Source organism: Planctellipticum variicoloris, assembly GCF_030622045.1.
GTDB classification, from domain to species: Bacteria; Planctomycetota; Planctomycetia; order Planctomycetales; family Planctomycetaceae; genus Planctellipticum; species Planctellipticum variicoloris.
In genome coordinates this window covers 5,394,767-5,413,832 of sequence record NZ_CP130886.1, presented here as the reverse complement: position 1 = coordinate 5,413,832, position 19,066 = coordinate 5,394,767, and the positions used below count along the sequence as shown (strand labels likewise).

18 protein-coding genes are annotated in these 19,066 nt (G+C 64.5%); 12 read left to right on the top strand and 6 right to left on the bottom strand.

All coding sequences use genetic code 11. The features are described from left to right. Positions 1–22: 22 nt before the first annotated feature. Together SH412_RS21110 and speD are read right to left on the bottom strand one after the other, a co-directional pair. Positions 23–1,414, bottom strand: a complete 1,392-nt coding sequence (locus SH412_RS21110; protein ID WP_336520002.1) for a DUF4339 domain-containing protein — start codon at positions 1,412–1,414, stop codon at positions 23–25. Positions 1,415–1,700: 286 nt separating this feature from the next. Continuing rightward, a complete protein-coding gene (gene speD, locus SH412_RS21105) occupies positions 1,701–2,144 on the bottom strand; it encodes an adenosylmethionine decarboxylase (RefSeq protein ID WP_336520001.1) in 444 nt (147 codons plus the stop codon). A 585-nt stretch (positions 2,145–2,729) separates the two neighbouring features. Here speD and SH412_RS21100 point away from each other — a divergent pair. From SH412_RS21100 to SH412_RS21060, 9 genes are all read left to right on the top strand, one after another. Next, positions 2,730–4,046: an ABC transporter permease gene (locus SH412_RS21100; RefSeq protein ID WP_336520000.1), complete on the top strand. Its 1,317-nt coding sequence runs from the start codon at positions 2,730–2,732 to the stop codon at positions 4,044–4,046. 335 nt (positions 4,047–4,381) lie between these two features. Next, positions 4,382–5,014 carry a hypothetical protein gene (locus SH412_RS21095; RefSeq protein ID WP_336519999.1) on the top strand — a complete coding sequence of 211 codons (633 nt, stop codon included), beginning with the start codon at positions 4,382–4,384 and terminating at the stop codon, positions 5,012–5,014. A 566-nt stretch (positions 5,015–5,580) separates the two neighbouring features. Beyond that, positions 5,581–5,916, top strand: a complete 336-nt coding sequence (locus SH412_RS21090; RefSeq protein WP_419555822.1) for a 1-deoxy-D-xylulose-5-phosphate synthase — start codon at positions 5,581–5,583, stop codon at positions 5,914–5,916. Between the two features lie 222 nt (positions 5,917–6,138). Beyond that, on the top strand, positions 6,139–6,594 hold the full coding sequence (locus tag SH412_RS21085) for an SRPBCC family protein (RefSeq protein ID WP_336519997.1): 456 nt from the start codon (positions 6,139–6,141) through the stop codon (positions 6,592–6,594). 292 nt (positions 6,595–6,886) lie between these two features. Next, positions 6,887–8,440: a hypothetical protein gene (locus tag SH412_RS21080; RefSeq protein ID WP_336519996.1), complete on the top strand. Its 1,554-nt coding sequence runs from the start codon at positions 6,887–6,889 to the stop codon at positions 8,438–8,440. 45 nt (positions 8,441–8,485) lie between these two features. Then, positions 8,486–8,857, top strand: coding sequence for a hypothetical protein (locus SH412_RS21075; RefSeq protein WP_336519995.1), 372 nt, complete (start codon positions 8,486–8,488; stop codon positions 8,855–8,857). Positions 8,858–8,996: 139 nt separating this feature from the next. Next, on the top strand, positions 8,997–9,401 hold the full coding sequence (locus SH412_RS21070; RefSeq protein ID WP_336519994.1) for a hypothetical protein: 405 nt from the start codon (positions 8,997–8,999) through the stop codon (positions 9,399–9,401). A gap of 31 nt (positions 9,402–9,432) precedes the next feature. After that, positions 9,433–10,446 carry a prenyltransferase/squalene oxidase repeat-containing protein gene (locus SH412_RS21065; RefSeq protein ID WP_336519993.1) on the top strand — a complete coding sequence of 338 codons (1,014 nt, stop codon included), beginning with the start codon at positions 9,433–9,435 and terminating at the stop codon, positions 10,444–10,446. Beyond that, entirely contained in the window at positions 10,443–11,645 is a 1,203-nt protein-coding gene (locus tag SH412_RS21060; RefSeq protein ID WP_336519992.1) for an NPCBM/NEW2 domain-containing protein, read from the top strand. Before SH412_RS21065 ends, SH412_RS21060 begins: the two co-directional genes overlap by 4 nt. 19 nt (positions 11,646–11,664) lie before the next feature. Here SH412_RS21060 and SH412_RS21055 read toward each other — a convergent pair whose 3' ends face one another. The 4 genes from SH412_RS21055 to SH412_RS21040 form a co-directional block, all read right to left on the bottom strand. Then, complete coding sequence (locus SH412_RS21055; RefSeq protein ID WP_336519991.1) at positions 11,665–12,228, bottom strand: hypothetical protein; 564 nt, start codon at positions 12,226–12,228, stop codon at positions 11,665–11,667. 62 nt (positions 12,229–12,290) lie between these two features. Continuing rightward, positions 12,291–13,250 carry a TIGR01777 family oxidoreductase gene (locus SH412_RS21050; protein ID WP_336519990.1) on the bottom strand — a complete coding sequence of 320 codons (960 nt, stop codon included), beginning with the start codon at positions 13,248–13,250 and terminating at the stop codon, positions 12,291–12,293. Positions 13,251–13,415: 165 nt separating this feature from the next. Continuing rightward, positions 13,416–14,630 carry an argininosuccinate synthase gene (locus SH412_RS21045; protein WP_336519989.1) on the bottom strand — a complete coding sequence of 405 codons (1,215 nt, stop codon included), beginning with the start codon at positions 14,628–14,630 and terminating at the stop codon, positions 13,416–13,418. Positions 14,631–14,758: 128 nt separating this feature from the next. After that, positions 14,759–15,952, bottom strand: coding sequence for a TolB family protein (locus tag SH412_RS21040; protein WP_336519988.1), 1,194 nt, complete (start codon positions 15,950–15,952; stop codon positions 14,759–14,761). Positions 15,953–16,260: 308 nt separating this feature from the next. Here SH412_RS21040 and SH412_RS21035 point away from each other — a divergent pair, with 308 nt between their 5' ends. From SH412_RS21035 to SH412_RS21025, 3 genes are read left to right on the top strand one after another with little or no spacing between them, the layout of a single operon-like run. Next, a complete protein-coding gene (locus SH412_RS21035) occupies positions 16,261–17,250 on the top strand; it encodes an ABC transporter ATP-binding protein (RefSeq protein WP_336519987.1) in 990 nt (329 codons plus the stop codon). Beyond that, on the top strand, positions 17,240–18,112 hold the full coding sequence (locus tag SH412_RS21030; protein WP_336519986.1) for a hypothetical protein: 873 nt from the start codon (positions 17,240–17,242) through the stop codon (positions 18,110–18,112). Before SH412_RS21035 ends, SH412_RS21030 begins: the two co-directional genes overlap by 11 nt. Then, on the top strand, positions 18,109–19,062 hold the full coding sequence (locus SH412_RS21025) for an ABC transporter ATP-binding protein (protein WP_336519985.1): 954 nt from the start codon (positions 18,109–18,111) through the stop codon (positions 19,060–19,062). Before SH412_RS21030 ends, SH412_RS21025 begins: the two co-directional genes overlap by 4 nt. Positions 19,063–19,066 lie beyond the last annotated feature (4 nt).

Below are 19,066 nucleotides of genomic sequence, written 5' to 3'. Positions count from 1 at the left end.
CGATTGCCCCGAAACTCGGCGCTCAGTCTGTGATTTTCAAGTAGGTGGCGGCCTGCTTGAGATTCGCTTCGAAGTCCTTCACCGCCTGCGGCGCCTTCACCGGATCCCCGCCCACGACTTCCGCAAGCCGGTACTTGGCGTTCCACATCAGGAACTTCCGGTGCGGATAGGACGAACTGAGCCGCTTGGCCAGATCGGTTGCCATGGCTTTCGCTTCGGTATCATATTTTCCGCCGAGCGAGGCGAAGGACTTGCCCTTCTCGGCCGCCTGCATCGCGGTCAGCCATTCCTTCTGTGTCTTGTAGATCGCGATGTCCGCCCCCTGGCTGGCCGGCAGCACGAACCAGAGTCCCGCCAAGACGGCGACCGCCAGCACTCCCAGCACGGCCGGATTCTTGACCAGGGCGCCAAAGTCGATCGACGGCATCGACATGCCGCCGCCCGACGACGAAGAGGACGACTTGGACTTCTTCGGCGGGGGAGGTGCAGGACGACTGAATGCCGGGGCGCCAGCACCAAAGCTCCCCGACGAATTCCCCCAGGCGGGCGCCGACGGAGCCGGGCTGCTGAAATTCGAACTGAAACTCGATGCATAAGGGGCGGGGGGGGGCGGCGGTGCGACAGGCTCCGCAGTCGCGAAGGAGACCGGCTTTTCTTCCACGGGCTCCGGGGCAACGGGTCGCGCCGGGGTGGGCGCCGATCGACTCGGAGGAGGTGGCGCCAGTTCAGGGATGGCGCTGACCGCCTGGAACTCCCCCTGCGGTCCCTGACGAACAAAATCCTGGGCGCTGAGCTGCCCCGTTTTGATCCACCCCGTCAACTGATCCAGACCGACCGGCCCATACTGCACCCCTTTGATCGAGGCGTACCAGGCTTCGTTGACAGTCACGGGCGCATGCGACGAGCCCGTTCGCTGAGCGGGAACTTGGGGAACGACCGGTTGGCTGATGGTGGCGCTGCCGAACGACGTGTCCCGATTGATGACCGGCGCCGGCTTACGGACAACTTCCCGCTTCACTTCCTGATACGGCAACAGGGCCATCAGACGGCCAATGGAGCCGATCTTTCGCCACTTCCCGCTGGTTCCCAGACGGACTTCATCATCGGCCGCAACTTCGCCATTCTCGGCCATGCGCTGCAGCTCGTCGAACGTCAGCGGGCCAAGCTCCGTGCCGAAAGTCTTGCAATACCACTCGTCGGCATTCCGCTCGACCGTCGCTGTCGAAGTACTCTGGCTGGCCCCCTGAAACCCGAGCTCAGAATAAGAACTCGCCGGCCGCCACGCGGATTGATCGACCGGGCGGACTTCGTCATCGTCCGCGACAAGGCCTTCCTGCAGCAACTGCTGCAACTCGTCCTGCGGTACAGGGCCGAACTCCGCCCCCACGACGCGATACATCCACTGGTCAACCATCTCGACGATTCCCGAAAATCAGTTCTACGGCAATCTGCGAACCACTGCACGCTCGCGCTTCGCGGCAGATTCCGTGCCAGACGGGACGCCCGATGAGACTGCGTCTCGAATCCGGCGCGGCCGTACACACGGAATACCCGCTTCCATTGTGCCGCGTCACATGCTGATTACAAGATGAGAATGTCCGCCGAAATATGAAGATCAAATGTGCGAAGTACGAAAAAAACAGACGCCGCCGGAGGCTGACCTCCGACGGCGTCCACTTAACTCTCAGCAAGAAAGGACCTTAGGCGACAACGGCAGTCTCGTCGACTTCGTCTTCATAATATTCGATCGTATCCTGTTCCGGGACGATCTGACGCTCCCCGTCGGGGCCGATCGCTTCGTGGAACACTCCCCGCTTCAGCGTATGCAGCTCGACGCGTGTCGGGTGAAAGAACTCCCGGAACACATCCACGGCGGCCTCCGGCCGAGTGGTCTCGCCGCACGTAAACACGTCGGCGGCCAGATAGCCGAACTCCGGCCAGCTATGAACGGATAAGTGCGACTCGGAGAGGACCGCGACGCCTGTGACACCGTGCGGACTGAAGGTGTGAACATTGATGTTCAGCAGGGTCGCGTTGGCCGCTTTGACGGCGGCGAGCATCGCCTGCTTGACCCGGACAGCATCATTAATGCCGTCGTTACATCCCCACAATTCGATGATGACATGACGACCGAGGTGCTCCATCAAAACGCTCTCTTTCCACTAGTTGGGCGGTCGAGCCGCCGGCACGAAAACGAAACACATACGGGGCAACAACGCCTCATAAGGACTTCAAAATTCGAACTGCATCACCAATGCAGCTCCAGATGACGCGCCCGCGACGAGGCGGGCGAAGTTTCGTCGACCAGAGTCGACGATTCTGACCTTTGCCGACCGGAATCGGCGAACCTGACATATGGCCGACAGGCGTCGGACAGTCTGAGACAGACCACCTGCGTTGTGCGGACGGTCCGTTCCGCGGAAGCACTCGAATACGAGCGCGCATTCCTGACGACGGCCCCGCAGGTCCTGATCCTCTATTTTTTTCCTTCTGGCGACGGAAGTCAATCCTGCATAAGGGATTTTGTCGGCAGATCGACCGAAAAACACGCCTCGCCCCATCCCCTCCGGCAGTTTCTATCGGACAACCTTGTCGTCCTGCACACAATTCTCCCGTCGGGTTCCGGGATTTCTGCGTCTGCGGTATTCTCGAACCGACGCCGGATGATGGTTGATCACGCTGGTCGGCCGCCGGCGCCCGCGGCACCGTCGAGCTCCCTGGGAACCTTCATGCTCCGTTTTGCCGTCCGGAATCTCCTGAGCCGACCGCTCCGTTCCGTCCTGGCGCTGCTGGGCCTGACCGTGGCCATCATGGGGATGGTCGGACTGTTCTCCGTCAAAGCCGGCATCGATCACATGGTCGGCCAGACCTTCGGCCGGATTCCCGGCATCGCGGCGATGCAGCCCGGCGCCCCGATCCCCCTCTTCTCGCGCCTCCCGGAATCATGGGCCGCCGAAATTGCGCAGATTCCCGGCGTCCGCGTCGTCCGCTCCGAACTCTGGGTCCGGGCGCAGATCGTCGCCGGCAAAATGGCCTTCAATCCCCCCCGCTTTCTCTTCGGGACCGACATCGACCGGACCCTCGCGCTCAAGGAAGCTATCTACCGGGACGACATGATCGCCGGCCGCTTTCTGAACCTCACCGACCGGGGGACCCGCAACTGCGTCATCAGCAAACCGATCGCGGAGGAAGCCCGCAAATCCGTTGGTGACCTGCTGAGAGTCGACGGCAACGATTTCACCATCGTCGGGATCTACGAGTGCAAGTCGATGCTGCTGGATGTGGCAATCGTGCTCGATCAGCAGACAGTCCGGAAGCTGACTCGATTCGAAGACGGCGTCATCTCCTCCGCCTACATCGAACCGGACGACACCGAACACATGGATGCCCTGATGCAGACCATCCGCGACCACTTCCGCGGCCGGTCCCTCACCGCCTGGCAACCCGCCTCGGCCCAGGGAACCGGAGTTCTGAATGGCGACTCGGCGGCCGATGTTCTCTGGAGAATTATCGTCAAGCTGTTCGAACCGGAAGGCTGGAAGCCTGCGGAAGAACCCGCCGCAACGGACACGTCGACCGTCCCCGCAGGGGAAGCGGCGATTGAGATCCGCTCGGCGAAGGACTGGGGAGAGCGGATCGCCGACTTCAGCGCCGACCTGGATCTGTTCCTCTGGCTCATGACCGGCATCGGCGTGCTGATCGCGCTGCTGAGCATCCTCAACACCATGCTCATGAGCGTCTCCGAACGGCTGATCGAGTTCGGCGTCCTGAAGGCCAACGGCTGGTCGAGCTGGAACGTGCTCACGCTGATCGTCTGGGAAAGCGCCGTCCTGGGCGCCTTCGGCGGCGTCCTGGGCTGCCTGCTCGGCTGGGCAGGAACGCTGGGGATGAACTGGTATTTCCCCACCAAACTGAACCTCTACGCCAGCCCCGAACTCCTCACCTTCAGCCTCTGCTTCAGCACGGCCCTGGGCATCGCCGGCGGTCTCTACCCCGCCTTGTGGGCCGTGCGCATGAATCCCATGGACGCCATCAGAAGGGGGTAGGAGAGAGTGGCTAGTGATGAGTGGCTGGTGGCGAGTGAGGAGGAGATGCCGCAGGGCAGGCTCCCGCCTGGCGGTCTGTGCTCCATGATTGATGTTCGCTCCGGTTCCGTCACTCCGTCACGCGACGCCGGCCGGACGCCTTCATTGCAATTCACTGCCCCTTGCCATCGTGATGCGGATAGAATTGTTTCGGCACAACCGCTCGAACGTCCAGTTCTACTGACTCGGCGGCTCAATCGCCGTCAACAATTCCCAAGGCAAATCCTCCTGCCCGACCTGCGGGACTTCGAGACCGGGAAGCAGCGGAGTGACCGGCGCAGGATTGTGAGAGCACGATGGTCAGCCTGTTCGTCATCCCGGCTCGCGACGTCCCAATGGCGGTGATCCTCCGCCGGGGGCCTTCGCGCTGGTATCACGTGATCGAATGGGACACCGCGAACGACCGGTTCGTCCACGGCGCCTGGATCAAAGGAAGAATCTACGAAAACAGTTGCGATGTCTCGCCGGACGGGACTCTGCTGCTGACTTCAATCCTTCAGGGAAGTCGCGGCGGGACGGCATTCACGCACGCCTGGACCGCCGTCAGCCGCGTCCCCTGGCTGCAGGCGCTGATCCTCTGGCCGCAGGGGACGACGTACGGCGGCGGCGGGCGGTTTCGGACCAACCGCGAGGTGATGTTGCGCCCCATCTGGTGCAAGCCAACCCTGAAGACTCACCCCGATTTCCCCCTGCAGGGGATCCGGGTCGTGGAAGGGACGGCGCCCTATCCCTTGCCGAGAAACGACGTTCCTGGTGCAGACTGGTGCGGCCGCGATTTCCTGGGAAACATCCTCTCGACGCGCGGCGGTCAGCTCTTCCGCCGACGGGAGGGAGTCGACGAACTGATCGCCGACTTCACCGACCTGCAGCCCGATCCTCAACCGGCCCCGGAGTGGGCGGGGGCGCCGTTAATAGCGATGAGCAAGTAGGGCCGGGCGCGCCCGGCCGACAGGCGTGGATTGACCCCGCGTCAGGAATTCAAGACGCTGAGGCCGGTGAAACCGGCCCTGCGGGACTTCCGTTGTGTGGCGAACAGTTGGAAAGAGTTGCGCCATGGGCATCGAAACGTTTCCGCTGGCGTGGCGCTGGACTCAACAGTCGCACGCGGTACTCCCTCCCGAAGTCCTCGAATCACTGACGCCGCTATCTGAAGTCGAAGCCGAACGTCTGTACTGTCTGGGAGAAGACATTTTTCGCCAACGAACCGTTATCACTACCGTGCATCGAGCCAATGAAGATTGCGAATCGACGCGTCCCTGGCTCATGAAGCTCGGCATCGCGACAGGCGATCAAGTCTCTGTCGTGTGGGACCGTAGGACCGCGATTTCATTGCCGTGGGAAGCGTTCGTCGCATTTTGGGACGACTTCTGCTATCCGTCGAGTGATGACGTTTTTGTGTTTCCGGAGAATGGCGCGGGCTTGCTGGCATGGAGCCACGACGAAGTCTTCGAATTCGTCGATGACGCCCGCCAGGAAAGAAGCGAAAGTGTCGACCATGAAATCCCGCATCATGTACCTCGAAGACAAATCCGAGGGCCTGTCCGGCCCGGCGCGGATCGGTCGCGTCTCGTTTTCGAAGACCGGCAGCACGCTGCACTACGGCGGACGGGAGTTTCAATCGTTGAGAGGAAAGGGGATCAAGGGCAACTACATTGACGTCGAGACGGGGGACGAAGTCTGGATCTCCGGCCCCAAAAAGGACGGCAGCGACTCACTGTATGGCGGAGTGGTCGAGATCGACGAAGACATCCGCGAAGAATACTGGCTGCGGATCCGCGGGCTGCCGGAGTGCCGGGATCAGACGAGTTACCGGTCTCCAGCGAAGGATTAGGGGAGCGAAATCTGCCGCAGCGGGTGGCACGTCCCTGAGTCTGCGAAGGGCGTGTTCTTTGAGTTCCTCGACGCTCAACACTCAACGCTCAACGATTTCAAAAGCCACGCCCATCGCGGACTCTGGGCGTGCCACCCGCGCGATCGCAGTGGAACCTCGGGCCGACGACCGTCATGATGACGTTGGAACGCTTCGCCCGGCAGTATCTCTGGAGAGCGCCTCTTGTCGATTCACTTCGAACACTCGGTCGACATCCTCCGCAGTCCCGCACAGGTCTTCGCCGTCATCGACGACTTCAGCCGCACGCCGAGCTGGCTGGAGCGCTGCACCGGCCTGGAAAAGCTCAGCCCCGGTCCCAACGCGGTCGGCACGAAGCTGCGGTACGCCTACCGCGAGGGGAGCCATACCGGGGTGATGGAGGGCGAAATCACCGCCCGCGTCCCCGGCGAACGACTGACGTGCCACTATCGCGACAAATTGCTCGCCGTCACCGTCGACTTCCGCATGACCCCGACAGCGACCGGAACCCGGCTGACGCATGCGATCGAGATCGTTCCGCAGACGCTGATCGCCCGGCTGATGTCCCCGTTGATCAAGCGTCATCTCCCCGCGCAGACGACGGCGGCGATGGAGCGTCTGAAGTCGTTAATCGAAGCGGAAACGGGTTCGAACGCCTGACAGCAGAGCATTGCATCCGCACTGCACCCCGCGATAGCATCAACGTCCGTTGATCGGTCTGTGTGGAAGGAATTCCGGAAGGACTCGCCACGGAGAACGCGGAGAAAACATCCGGAGAGTGAGTAGTGATGAGTGCAAAGTGACGGAAGGCGGCAGGACTACGCTGCGACTTTCACGACTCACTTTGCATTACTCACGACTCACTTTTCACTTTCCTGAGAAGTCTCTTCTGAGCTCCGCGCCCTCCGCGGTAAACCTTTCTTCTCTCATGAAAACAAGCCGAAAGGTCTCCATGCGCACCGCCCCCTCTGTCCTGCTCTGGTGTCTCTGGCTGGCGACCTTCTCGATCTCAGCGGGAACCGCGATCGGAGCGGACGTTCCCCTCCCGCAGCCCTCCGCCACGGCCCGTCGGCTGATCGGCAATGACGCCGTCACCTTCGACGGCAAGTCCTTACCCGTCGCCGCCGTGCCGCTCGAACGTGCACTCGGAACCGGCGACTTCACCGTCGGCCTTTCGTTCCAGACCGAAGAGACCGGCACGCACGATCTGGGAGACCTCGTCAGCCTCTGGGATGCCAAAACCCGGCATGGATTTTCGCTCGGCCTGCGCAACAACACCGGCAGCACCAGCAGCCAGTCCAACTGGCGGCAACTGCAATTCGGCATCGATGCCGGGACTGAGCCGACCTGGCGCGACGAAGGCCGGCCGGGATCGGCGATCCTCGGGTTTGCATTGTGCGTTCATGATGGGCAGCTTTATGCGGGAACCTGTGAACCGGGAACAGACGAGGCGGGGCAGGTCTATCGGTACGCAGGTCCGGGAAAGTGGGAATCGCTGGGGCGGCTCGACGGCTCCAACTCCATCACGGCCCTCGCCAGCTTTGGAGGGCAGCTCTACGCAGGGACCGGGAAGTATCGGCTGGGGGGCTCGGCCCTCACGGAGTCGGAGAACCCAGCGCTTGGCGGCAAAGTCTATCGCCTCGTCAAGGCGGGCGAGTGGGAGCTCGTCGGAGACCTGACGCCGACCGAAGCTATCGCCGCCTTCGTCACGTACGGCGGAAAACTCTACGCCTCATCCCTCTACCGCCCGGCGGGCTTCTTCCGCTACGAAGGGGGCAAACAGTGGACGTCGATTCCCACGCCGGACGGCAAACGGGTCGAGGCGCTCGCGGTCCACGACGGCGCCATCTACGCCAGCAGTTACGACAGCGGTTCGGTCTACCGCTACGACGGCACGGCGTGGCAGGACCTGGGCCTCGCGGGGGCGGACAACACGCAGACGTATTCCTTCGCGACCTACCAGCGAGCCCTCCACGTGGGGACCTGGCCCAGCGGCAAGGTCTACCGGCTCGAAGCAGGTAACCAGTGGACCGACGCCGGCCGGCTGGGAGAGGAGCTGGAAGTCATGGGGATGCTCGTCCACAACGGCGTCTTCTACGCCGGTTCGCTGCCGAAGGCCGAGGTCTACCGCTACGAAGGCGACCAGAGCTGGAAGCTGCTGAAGCAGCTCGACGAAACGCCCGACGTGAAATACCGGCGGGTCTGGACGATGGCGACGTTCCAGGGCCGGCTCTTCGCCACAACGCTCCCTTCGGGGAGAATCTGGTCGATGTCGGCCGGGAGCTGCGTGACGGACGACCGGGAGCTGGGGCCGGGCTGGCACGACATCGTGGCCCAGCGGACGTCAGGCCGGCTGCGCCTGTTCGTCGACGGCCGCCTGACAGCAGAAACCGACGCCGGCCGGCTGAATCTGGCGACGGCGGGGCAGAATTTCCAAATCGGTGATGGACAGCGGGGGAGATTCGTCGGGACAATGCGAAACCTGTGGATGGACGTCGAGCGGTGACACGAGCCAGGACCGGGACAATCCGGCACAACAGGGCAGCGGGAGATGTGGCGTAAATATCAGAGGCGGCGGAGGGACTCCTGGGTTCGGCGCGTCGAAATTCTGGTCGCGGGAGTCTTCCTCGTTTCTATCGCCTGGGGGCTGACCGCCCTGTTGGGGACTCAGGACGTCTCCCTGTGGGCGCGCAGCATGCTCCCCTCCGAGCAGCGACAGCAGGTGACGACGCACTACCGCGGCGGCGATGCGAAGCCCGCAGAGCCCGCCGGTGACTCCATCGAAAACGCGCACGCCCCGTTTCCGTTTCTCGTAACAGTCGACGTCAACCAGGAAGTCGTTCCAGGCCTGGCCAGACGAACCCGCCTGTCCGTCGTCTGGTTCTTCGGCATGACGTTCCAGGTGGACTCCCGGCGGCTGTAAGTGCCGCGTTTGCTCCTGACGTCGACCGTCCCATGCACGCCGAAGCGGATCGGCCTATCCGCCCTTCCCCGGAATTGCCTATAATCCCCGGATCGTCGGGCCGGAGGCTTGGCGGGCCGGTTCCAGGAAGGATGGTGTGATGCGTGTCAGGACTGCGCTGGCAATGACCCTCTGGCTGCTGCTGGTCGGCGGCTGCGCGCTGCCCGAAACGCGGTACCTGTCGTGGTATCCTCGCCATCCCGGCGAAGAAGCCCGTTCCTACGGACTGCACGACCCGTTCCCCGACGAGAGCGCCGGACCGGAAACGGCCACGCGACCGCGGTCCTTTGTGGAGCCCCGCAGTGAGTCCAGCCGCAACCAGCAACTGGCGCAGCTCGAACAGCGCCGGCAGGCGGCGCTGGCCCGTGGCGTGGTCGCCGTCCCCCCGGGGACCGTCGTCCCCGCTGGAGCCGTCCCCGGTCAGCCCGTCTGGCAGCAGGGGCCTCCCCCGGTCGCCATCCAGCCCATCCCGGCCGGGGGCAACGCCCCGGCCTGGAATCAGTAGCCTCGGCCCAGTCGTCGCCGTACTGCTCCTGTTGATCGCAACCGGTTGTCCCGCCCTGGCCCAGCCCCTGGAAGGCCGCTCCATTGAGGCTGCCGGTCGCGAAGAAGTCACCCCCGAAGCCCAGCGGGCCATCGACGCCGGTCTGGCGGCCCTGGCCACCCGGCAGCACCCCGACGGATCCTTCGGCTCCGGCCGCGACTACCGCCGCAACGTCGCCGTCGCCGCGCTCAGCGGCATGGCCTTCCTGTCAGCCGGCAATCTCCCCGACCGCGGGCCGTACGGCGAACACGTCACGCGGACGGTGGACTTCATCCTCGCCTCGGCTCAGCCGTCGGGCTACATCATCCGCGAAGACAGCGCCCAGCACGGCCCCATGTACGGCCACGGCTTCGCCACGCTGTTTCTCGCCGAAGTCTACGGGCTCTCGCCGCGGGACGACGTCCGGACGACGCTCAAGGCCGCCGTGCAGCTCATCGTCAATTCGCAGAACAAGGAAGGGGGCTGGCGCTACGATCCCGACGGCCGCGACGCAGACATCTCCGTCACCGTCTGCCAGATCATGGCCCTCCGCGCCGCCCGCAACTGCGGTCTGCACGTCCCCAAAACCACCGTCGACCAGTGCACGGAGTATGTCCGCAAATCCCAGGTCGCCGACGGCGGCTTCCGCTACCAGCTCAGCGGTCGACCGACGAGCGCCTTTCCGCGAACCGCCGCCGGAGTCGTGGCTCTTTACAGCGCCGGCATCTACGAAGGACGCGATATCGACCGCGGTCTCGATTACATCAGCCGCTACGAGCCTCAGGGGGACATGCTGCGCTACGACGCGCACTACTACTACGGCCAATATTACGCAGTTCAGGCGATGTGGCAGGCGGGCGGCGAGCGGTGGAAACGCTGGTATCCCGCGATCCGCGGCGAGCTTATCGCCCGGCAGCTCCCCGACGGCATGTGGTCCGATCCATTGATCAATCCCGAGTACGCCACCGCCATGTCCTGCATCATCCTGCAGATGCCCAACAACTTTCTGCCGATCTTCCAGCGATGAGCCTTATGCGCCGCAGCCTCGCCGCGATTCTCCTGCTGACGCTGGCCGCCGCAGCCAGGGCGGAAGATCGCGTCACGGTCCTCGACGCCGACGGACGCGAACTGAAAGGCCCGCTGCAGGGCTGGACAAAATCGGCCATCGTCCTGAAAGACCCGCTCCCCGTCGAACAGATCGTTTCCATCGACTTCGGGCGGACCGCCGACCCGCTCAAGGCCGGCGCGGCCGCTCTGACATTCGCCAACGGTGACACCTGGTTGGCCCGGCCGATTGAAATGGCCGACGAAACGCTGAAAGTCGGCTGGGAACGCTACACCCCCTGGCCCATCCAGGTCGTTCCCCTGGAAACGCTTTCCTCATTGATTCTGGACCTGCCGGCGCCCGGCCCAGCGCGGCGAAATCTCTGGAGGGATCTCGAAACGCGATCGGGCGGCGCGGACCTCGTCGTGCTGAGCAACGGCGAACGGACCGCCGATCAGCTCCTGAGTCTGGACGGCGCCTTTGTCGAAATCGACCGCTCCGGCAATCCCATCAAGCTCGATCGCCGCCGCGTCCGGGCCATTGGCCTCGACCCCGACCTGAGCAGCTTTCCCGCAACGACGGGGCCGCGTCTGGTCTTCCGCCTCCGCGACGGCTCGCGGGTGACGGCGATCGCGGCCGAGCAGGTCGAAGGGGACGCCGTTCGCCTGCGCCTCCCCTGGCAGGCCGACGTGATCGTTCCACTGGGCGAAATCTGCCGCTGCGACGTCTTCGGACCGCGCGTCCAACCCCTGGCGGAACGGACGCCGACGTCGGTCGTTCACACGCCGTTCCTGTCGTCCAAGTGGCCCCTCGTGGTCAATCGCAACGTCTGGCGCGGACCGCTGCGGATCCGCAACCGGGAGTTCGCCACCGGTCTCGGCATGCACAGCCAGACCGTCGCCCGCTTTGCCGTCGAGCCGGGCGACCGCGAGTTCCGGGCCATCGTCGGACTCGACGACGAAGCCGCCCCCCGCGGCAGCGTCCGCTTCCGCGTCGCCGTCGACGGCCAGGACGTCTGGACCAGCCCCGAGCTGACATCCCAGTCGCCGCCGCTCGCCGTTCCGCCGGTCCCGCTCACGGGAGCCGGAGAGCTGACGCTGATCGTCGACTTCGGCGAACAGGCCGACGTCAGCGACTACGCCAACTGGTGCGACGCGGTGATTCTGCGAGGTCCGCGGTAGGGCCGGCTGTGCCGGCCGATCAAGGCCCCGGCCACAGCCACGCCAGCAGCCCCGCCGTCAGCGCCGCATAAACCGCCCCGTCGATCGTCGATTTGACCGTCGTCACCAGCGACCGCAGATACCAGATGTGAAGCTGCCACAGACCCAGCGCATACCCAGCAAACGCCGTCGTGAACGCAATCTGAACGACCTTCAGCCGGTCGCCCCCAGGCGGAATCGCCACCCCCGCCGTGTACGCCGCGAACCACGCGACGACCAGCGAGTAGACGAACCACTGCGCCAGGCTCCGGCCGATCGCCATCGGAGCGCTCGGCATGACCGTGGCCATGAAGACGGGGCCCCGTTTCATCGTTTCGACGAACTCGGGCGTTCCCATCTCCTGCATGCTGCCGGCACGAGGGGCGGAATAGTCTCCGGGCGGCAGCGCGAACGGTCGCAGTGCATCGAGCACGCGGTCTTCGTCCGGCAGCTTGAGATAGTCCCCCTTATGCCAGGGAGTCGCCATATGGATGATCGAACTGACGATGTAAACCGCCACGCCCGACAGCAGAATCGGCAGCCAGAGAGCAATAACCGTCGTCATGATCGACTCCCGGGAAGGGAGCCGGGATTATCAGTGACCGCCTGCTCAGACGCAAGTGGCGATCATTCCGTGTTCCCACGCCATCGCCGGCACAGGTCCGCCGCAGCCGTACTCCACTCCGAGAACTCAAACTCAAATCCCGACTCGCTCAGTCGCCCCGGCGTCACCCGCCGACTCTTGAGCAGCAACTCGGTCTCCGTCCGAACCAGCCAGGCCCCAAGCTCCAGCAGCACGCGCGGAGTCGGCAGCCCCAGCCGCGCACCCCACGCCCGACGCAGCAGCCCCAGAAACTCCGCGTTCGGCAGCGGCCCGGGCGACGCCACATTCACCGGACCAGCCAGTTCCTCGTGCGCGATGATCCAGCCGACCGCACGGACAAAATCCCGATCGTGAATCCACGACACAAACTGCCGGCCGTCTCCCTGGGCCCCGCCGAGTCCCCATCGCACCAGGCGCAGAAACGCATCAAACACGCCCCCCCGGTCCGGGCTCATCACCATCGCCGAACGCAGCAGCACCATCCGCGTGCCGGTCAGCGTCGCCGCAGACTCCGTCGCCGCCTGCTCCCAGGCACGCGCCACTTCAATGCTGAACCGCCACGCGTCCGGCGCATCGACCTCAGCGCCACCGATCCGGCCGGTCCGCTCGTCGTTCGGTGAGTCATACTGATGCGCATAGATCGTCGCCGTACTCGCCTGCAGCCAGACCTTGGGAGGTCGCCGCGCCGCGGCAATTGCTTCCCCGATCACGCGCGTCGACCGCACGCGGGATTCGAGCAGCTCCCGCCGGCGGGCCGGCGTATACCGGCAGTTGACGCTCCGACCAGCCAGATTGATCACAACGTCGGCCCCATCCAGTTCCGCCATCCACGGACCGGTTGAAACTCCATTCCACGCCGCAACCCTCCACGGGGCAGGTTCCGGCGAACGACTGAGCACGACAACCTCATCGCCGCGAGCCTGAAACGCCCGTGCGAGAATCGAACCCACCTGCCCCGACCCGCCCGGAATAACAATCTTCACGGCAAATCCCCCACGCACTGTTCGCGTGGAGAGTCAACCGCCGCCGGACCGGCAACTTAACCGACCGACTCCACAAAAAAAGCCCGCCAGACCGCTCACACGGCCCAACGGGCTCTGTTTCTTCTGATCTGGCTGACCGCTCTCCGCTTTCAGCCTACCACCCTGCTAATACGCTCTCGGCGTCACCCGGCCCTGCACCCGGCTCGGCAGGCCCATGATCCGCAAAAAGCCCTCGGCGTCGGTCTGGTCGTAAGCCCCGGCCGTGTCCATCGACGCGATCGCCTCGTCGTACAGGCTGTTCGGGCTCTTCCGGCTCTGCACGATCAGGTTCCCCTTGTAGAGTCCCAGCGTCACTTCGCCGTTGACCACCTTCTGAGCCTGATGATTGAACGCCATCAGAGCGTCCATCTTCGCCGTGTACCAGAAGCCGTAATAAACCATCTCGGCGATTTCCGGCGCCATCCGGTCCCGCAGATGGACCAGATCCCGGTCCAGCGTGAGTTGCTCCAGCACCCGATGCGCCTCGTACAGCACCGTCATCCCAGGCGCCTCGTAGACCCCCCGGCTCTTCATGCCGACAAACCGGTTCTCGACCATGTCGATCCGGCCCACGCCGTTCCGGCCGCCGATCTCATTGAGCGTCTTGACCACCTGCAGAGCCGACAGCGTCTTGCCGTTCACGCTCACCGGCACGCCATGCTCGAAGCGAACCGTCACCGACTCCACTTTGTCCGGCGCCTGCTGCGGCGAGACCGTCATGCCGAAGTCGACCGTGTCCACGCCGCACACCGCCGGATCTTCCAGCTTGCCCGCTTCATAAGAAATGTGCAGGCAGTTCTCGTCCGAGCTGTACGGCTTGCTCACCGACGCCTTGACGGGAATCCCCTTCTTCTCGCAGTAGGCGATCATCTCCTGCCGTCCGGCGAACAGCTCCCGGAACTTCGCAATCCGCCACGGCGCAATAATCTTCACGGCCGGATCGAGCGCCTCAGCCGCAAGCTGGAACCGGCACTGATCGTTCCCCTTGCCGGTAGCCCCGTGTGCGTAGGCGTCGGCCCCGACTTCGCGGGCCACCTGCAGGCAGACCTTCGAAATCAGCGGCCGGGCGATCGACGTCCCCAGCAGATACACCTGCTCGTACCGCGCCTGCCACTGCAGCACGGGAAACGCAAAATCCCGGCACAGCTCTTCCTGCACGTCCACAATCCGGGCCGACTTCGCCCCGTTGTCGTGCGCCTTTTTGAGAATCGCCTGGCGGTCCTCGCAGGGCTGCCCCAGATCGACGTAAACGCAATGGACGTCGTAACCTTCGTCCTGCAGCCATCCCAGGATGACCGACGTATCCAACCCGCCCGAATAAGCCAGAACACAGCTCGGCATGATAAACCCAAAGCCCCTGCGAACACCCGTTCCCCAACCGCCCGAAACCCTGTCAGGCCGCTCATTGATTGCAATGATACCGCCAGTCCCGGAACCGAACCACCACGCCCCCTTCAGTCCTCACCACACTATGGCCGGTTGATGCCGCCGGGCTCGTCGACCGGATCTGGCTGCCAGTGCGGCCACATCGCCCCCTGACCGGGCTTGAGGTCGGTCAAAACCTGTTCGCTCCGGTCGGCAAGAGCCATCACGAAGAGCTGGCGGACGCCGCCGCGCTTCGAGCCGTACAGCAGCCGCTTTCCGTCGGCGGACGGCTGCGGATGATAGTGCAACGTGCCCGCCGGCGAACTGGTGAGTTGCATAGCCCGGCCGTCGAGCGTGACCTGGAACAGCTCGACGTTGGGGCCAACCAGTGCCGTGTAGAAGACCGACTGTCCGTCCGCCGCCCAGACCGGCGTATCGCTGCTGCCGCCGTGGAAGTCGTAGACGTCGAGGAATTCGACCACGCCGCGATAGCCGTTGCGATCGGCCAGTTTCCTGAGTCCCGTCCCGTCGGCCCGGACGATGTGCGGGTGGCAGTTGTAGTGCTCGCCCGCGACAAACAGCACCCACTGGCTGTCGGGAGACCAGGTGGGGCCGAAGTTAAAGGGCTGCCCGGTCGCCACATGAACGCGGTTCTTGCCGTCGGCGTCGGCGAGGTAGATCTGATAGTTGTCGTGGTAGGCGATCCGGGACCCGTCGCGGGACCCGTTGAAGCCGTAGGTAAATCCGGTCGAGCCCTGATTGAGATCAACCTTGTTCCGGCCGTCGCGATCCATCCGAAACGGTTTCGACGTCCCATCGACGAGAGCAGTCAGCCCGAGCTTTGTCGAGTCGCCCGGCCAGAAGAAAATGCTGTTATAGAAGCTGACCCGCTCCACGGCGGTCACGTTCGTCGCCTGCCCGGTCGCGATGTCGACCAGATACGCGTCGTATAACCAGCCCTCCGCCGTGTGCCGAAACGTCTTGTGATCCTCCTCCCATTGAGCGTTCGCGGGACTCTGCCAGCCGCGGCCGACGATGGCGGTCCGCCCGTCAGGAGACCAGCCGGCGAACTGCGTCCACGTGTCCGGCTCAGTGGCAAGCTCCGGAGTGAGGAGCCGCCGCCCCGCACCATCCGCCCGAACCACCGACGCCCGCATCGTTCGCACGTTGGCATGCCGCCCGCCCGGCAGACTGGTCTGCAGTTCGGTGAAACCAATCAGCGGCTGCGGTGGTACTGGCTCGTCAGCGGCAGCCGGGACGGACATCAGCACGGCAATGAGCACAGGGAGCGATTTCATGGAGGGCCGTCCGGACGAGTGCGGGCTGAGGTTGCAACGAAGATAACGCCGCGGGACGGGGCCGGGTATTCGGGACACGGCTCTTCCCAGTTTCAATGGAGGGTGAGTCGAGTCTTCGAGGCTCACCTCCGCGATTACAAGTTGTAGTGAGCCTCGAAGACTCGACTCACCCTGCTGCTTACCCAGACGGAACTTGGAAAGAGCCGTGGTATTCGGGACGGCGTCCGTGTTCCCGCCGGGGCAGGCGGTCTACTACAATCGGCGGACGACTTTCCGGGAACGGATCGGGTTGCTGGACTGGCATGTGCATGTCGATTGATCAGAGTTCGCCGAAGGATCCGCCGCTGGTCGATTTGACCGGCGTCTCGCACTGGTACGGGACGTTTCAGGCGCTCAAGGACGTCTCATTGCAGATCGCCCCGGGAGCGGTGGGGCTGGTCGGACAGAACGGCGCCGGGAAGTCGACCCTGCTGAAACTGCTCCTGGGGCTGATGAGCCCCACCTCCGGCGGCGGAACCGTGTTGGGGTACGATCTGCGAACGCAGCAGGCCGAACTGCGCGGCCGGCTGGGATTCATGCCGGAGGCCGAGTCGCTCGTGCCGGGCGTGCGAGGCGTCGATCTGGTCGCGCTGGCCGGCGAGCTGTCGGGGATGCCCCGGCGGCAGGCCCTCCGGCGGGCGCACGAGGTCCTCTCGTACCTGGAGCTCGATGAAGCCCGCTACCGGCGCTGCGACGAGTATTCCGTCGGCATGAAGCAGCGGCTGAAGCTGGCCGCGGCGCTGGTCCACGATCCGCAACTGCTGCTCCTGGATGAACCGACGGCGGGGCTGGATCCCAAGGGCCGGGAGGCGATGCTGTCCCTGCTGAAGGCCATCGCGAACCGGCACGGCAAATCGCTGATTCTGTCGACGCATCTGCTGGGAGACATCGACCGGGTCTGCGAGCAGGTGATCATTGTGGACCGCGGACGCGTCCTGGGTGTGGGGCGGATCTCCGATCTGCGGCAGCACTGGAAAAACCGGTATCGGCTGGGCTGGCGCGGCGCCGGGGAGAGTTTTCTCAGTGCGCTGCGTGAGGCCGGCGTCACTGTCGAAAAATCGCCGCGGGCCGACGAGGCGCACGTGGAGGTTCCCGCGGAGTGGGGGAATGACCGGTTCTTCGCGCTCTCGGCCCGGCACGACGTCACCCTCTGCACGCTGGTCCCCGAGCGGGAGGATCTGCCGCAACTCTATCATCGCTTGATCGGAACGAACGGCCAGAGTGCGCCATCGCAGAGTCGAGGGACCGATGCAGATTGATCAGGCGGGGTATCGTAAATGGGACGGGCGGCTGCGCTCCCCGTGGTGGGGATGCTGGTCGCTGGTGCGCATCGGCCTGGCGCTGGTGCTCCGACGGTGGGTCTTCTGGATTCTGCTGGGTCTGGGCCTGCTGAACTTCGTCTTCAACTTCGCCTTCATCTATCTCAAAGCGACGATCACCGTCCAGAACGGCAACCTGGCCCAATTCCTCGACAACTACAAAGTGACCGGCAACGGCGAAGCCTACGCCGACTTCATGCTCGCCCAGGCCAGCATCTGCGCGCTGCTGCTCGCCTTCGCCGGTTCGACCCTCATCGGCAGCGACTACCGCCAGGGAGGCATGGTCTTCTATCTCTCGCGCGGCATCCGCAAGCAGCACTACATCGTCGGCAAACTCCTGACGATCGCGGCCCTCGTGACGCTGGTCACCACCGTGCCGGCCCTGATTCTGTTCGTCGAATACGGAACGCTGAGCAACTCACTGGCGTACTTCTACGAGAACCCCAGGGTCCTGACCGGGATTCTGGGCTACGGCGCAGTGCTGGCGGTGGTGCAGAGCCTGATGATTTTCGCCATCGCCGCCTGGGTCCCCCGCACCGTCCCGCTCGTGATGACCTGGCTCGGACTCTTCGTCCTGCTGAAGGGACTCGCGGACGCCATGCGGGCGATCGACGACAACCGCTACTGGCTGCTGCTCGGCTTCTGGGACGACATGCACCGCCTCGGGCGCTGGTGTTTCGGGTCGCTCGACGAGAACAAGATCCCCTCAGCCGGCTGGTGCCTGGCGGTGCTGAGCACCGTCTGCGCCGTCTCGTTGGTGCTGATCATCTGCCGGGTGAAGGCCGTCGAGGTGGTGAAATGAGTCTCCGATCTCCGGGCGAACCGCCGCTGGTCGAGTTCCGCGGCGCCACGAAGTGGTACGGAGCGGTCATCGGCGTCAACGACGTCAGCCTGACGCTCCAGCCGGGCATCTCCGGACTCCTCGGGCCAAACGGCGCCGGCAAGTCGACGCTGATCAAACTCCTGACCGGACAGCTACGACCCAGCCTGGGAGAAGTCTTCGTGCGCGGGGCCTCCGCCCGGTCCGCGACCGCCCGCAAATCGCTCGGCTACTGCCCCGACGCGGACGCCTTCTACGAAGAAATGTCCGGCCGGCGGTTCGTTTACACGATGGCCTGTCTCCACGGCCTGGAGCGGACGCTGGCCCGCGAGCGCACCGAAGAAGTCCTCGCCGACGTCGGCATGCTCGATCGGGCTGACCGCACGCTCAAAGGCTGTTCCAAGGGGATGCGGCAGCGGATCAAGCTGGCGCAGGCGCTGGTCCATCGACCGGAAGTGCTGATCGTCGACGAGCCCCTCAACGGCATCGATCCGGTCGGCCGGCGCGAGCTGACCGAGCTCTTCCGCCGCTGTGCCGCGCGCGGCCAGGCCGTTCTCGTTTCGAGCCACATCCTGGAAGAAATGGACGAACTGGCCGACCGCGTCGTCTTCATGGGCCAGGGGCGCGTGCTGGCCGTCGGGACGCTCCCCGAACTGCGGGCCATGTTCGCCGAACAACCGTCGCAGGTCCGGATCGAATGCCGTCAGCAGCGGGAACTGGCTTCCCGGCTGATGCAGTGCGGGCAGGTGCTGGGAGTCGAGTTGACGGGCGATGCGGAACTGCTGCTGCAGGTCGCCCGGCCGGAAGAGTTCTTCCGCCGGTTTGCCGCGCTGGTGGTAGAAGGCGGATTCGATATCGGCCGACTGGAAACCACCGACGCCACGACCGAAGCGACGTTCGCGTATGTCATGTCGGCGGCGGCAAAGTTCTGAGATT

Coding starts and splice junctions, on each gene's coding strand:
- SH412_RS21030 (WP_336519986.1), top strand. CDS start 17,240: ATGCAGATTGATCAGGCGGGGTATCGTAAATGGGACGGGCGGCTGCGC.
- SH412_RS21045 (WP_336519989.1), bottom strand. CDS start 14,630: ATGCCGAGCTGTGTTCTGGCTTATTCGGGCGGGTTGGATACGTCGGTC.
- SH412_RS21070 (WP_336519994.1), top strand. CDS start 8,997: ATGCGTGTCAGGACTGCGCTGGCAATGACCCTCTGGCTGCTGCTGGTC.
- SH412_RS21035 (WP_336519987.1), top strand. CDS start 16,261: ATGTCGATTGATCAGAGTTCGCCGAAGGATCCGCCGCTGGTCGATTTG.
- SH412_RS21040 (WP_336519988.1), bottom strand. CDS start 15,952: ATGAAATCGCTCCCTGTGCTCATTGCCGTGCTGATGTCCGTCCCGGCT.
- SH412_RS21110 (WP_336520002.1), bottom strand. CDS start 1,414: ATGGTTGACCAGTGGATGTATCGCGTCGTGGGGGCGGAGTTCGGCCCT.
- SH412_RS21090 (WP_419555822.1), top strand. CDS start 5,581: ATGAAATCCCGCATCATGTACCTCGAAGACAAATCCGAGGGCCTGTCC.
- SH412_RS21060 (WP_336519992.1), top strand. CDS start 10,443: ATGAGCCTTATGCGCCGCAGCCTCGCCGCGATTCTCCTGCTGACGCTG.
- speD (WP_336520001.1), bottom strand. CDS start 2,144: ATGGAGCACCTCGGTCGTCATGTCATCATCGAATTGTGGGGATGTAAC.
- SH412_RS21100 (WP_336520000.1), top strand. CDS start 2,730: ATGCTCCGTTTTGCCGTCCGGAATCTCCTGAGCCGACCGCTCCGTTCC.
- SH412_RS21075 (WP_336519995.1), top strand. CDS start 8,486: ATGTGGCGTAAATATCAGAGGCGGCGGAGGGACTCCTGGGTTCGGCGC.
- SH412_RS21095 (WP_336519999.1), top strand. CDS start 4,382: ATGGTCAGCCTGTTCGTCATCCCGGCTCGCGACGTCCCAATGGCGGTG.
- SH412_RS21055 (WP_336519991.1), bottom strand. CDS start 12,228: ATGACGACGGTTATTGCTCTCTGGCTGCCGATTCTGCTGTCGGGCGTG.
- SH412_RS21025 (WP_336519985.1), top strand. CDS start 18,109: ATGAGTCTCCGATCTCCGGGCGAACCGCCGCTGGTCGAGTTCCGCGGC.
- SH412_RS21080 (WP_336519996.1), top strand. CDS start 6,887: ATGCGCACCGCCCCCTCTGTCCTGCTCTGGTGTCTCTGGCTGGCGACC.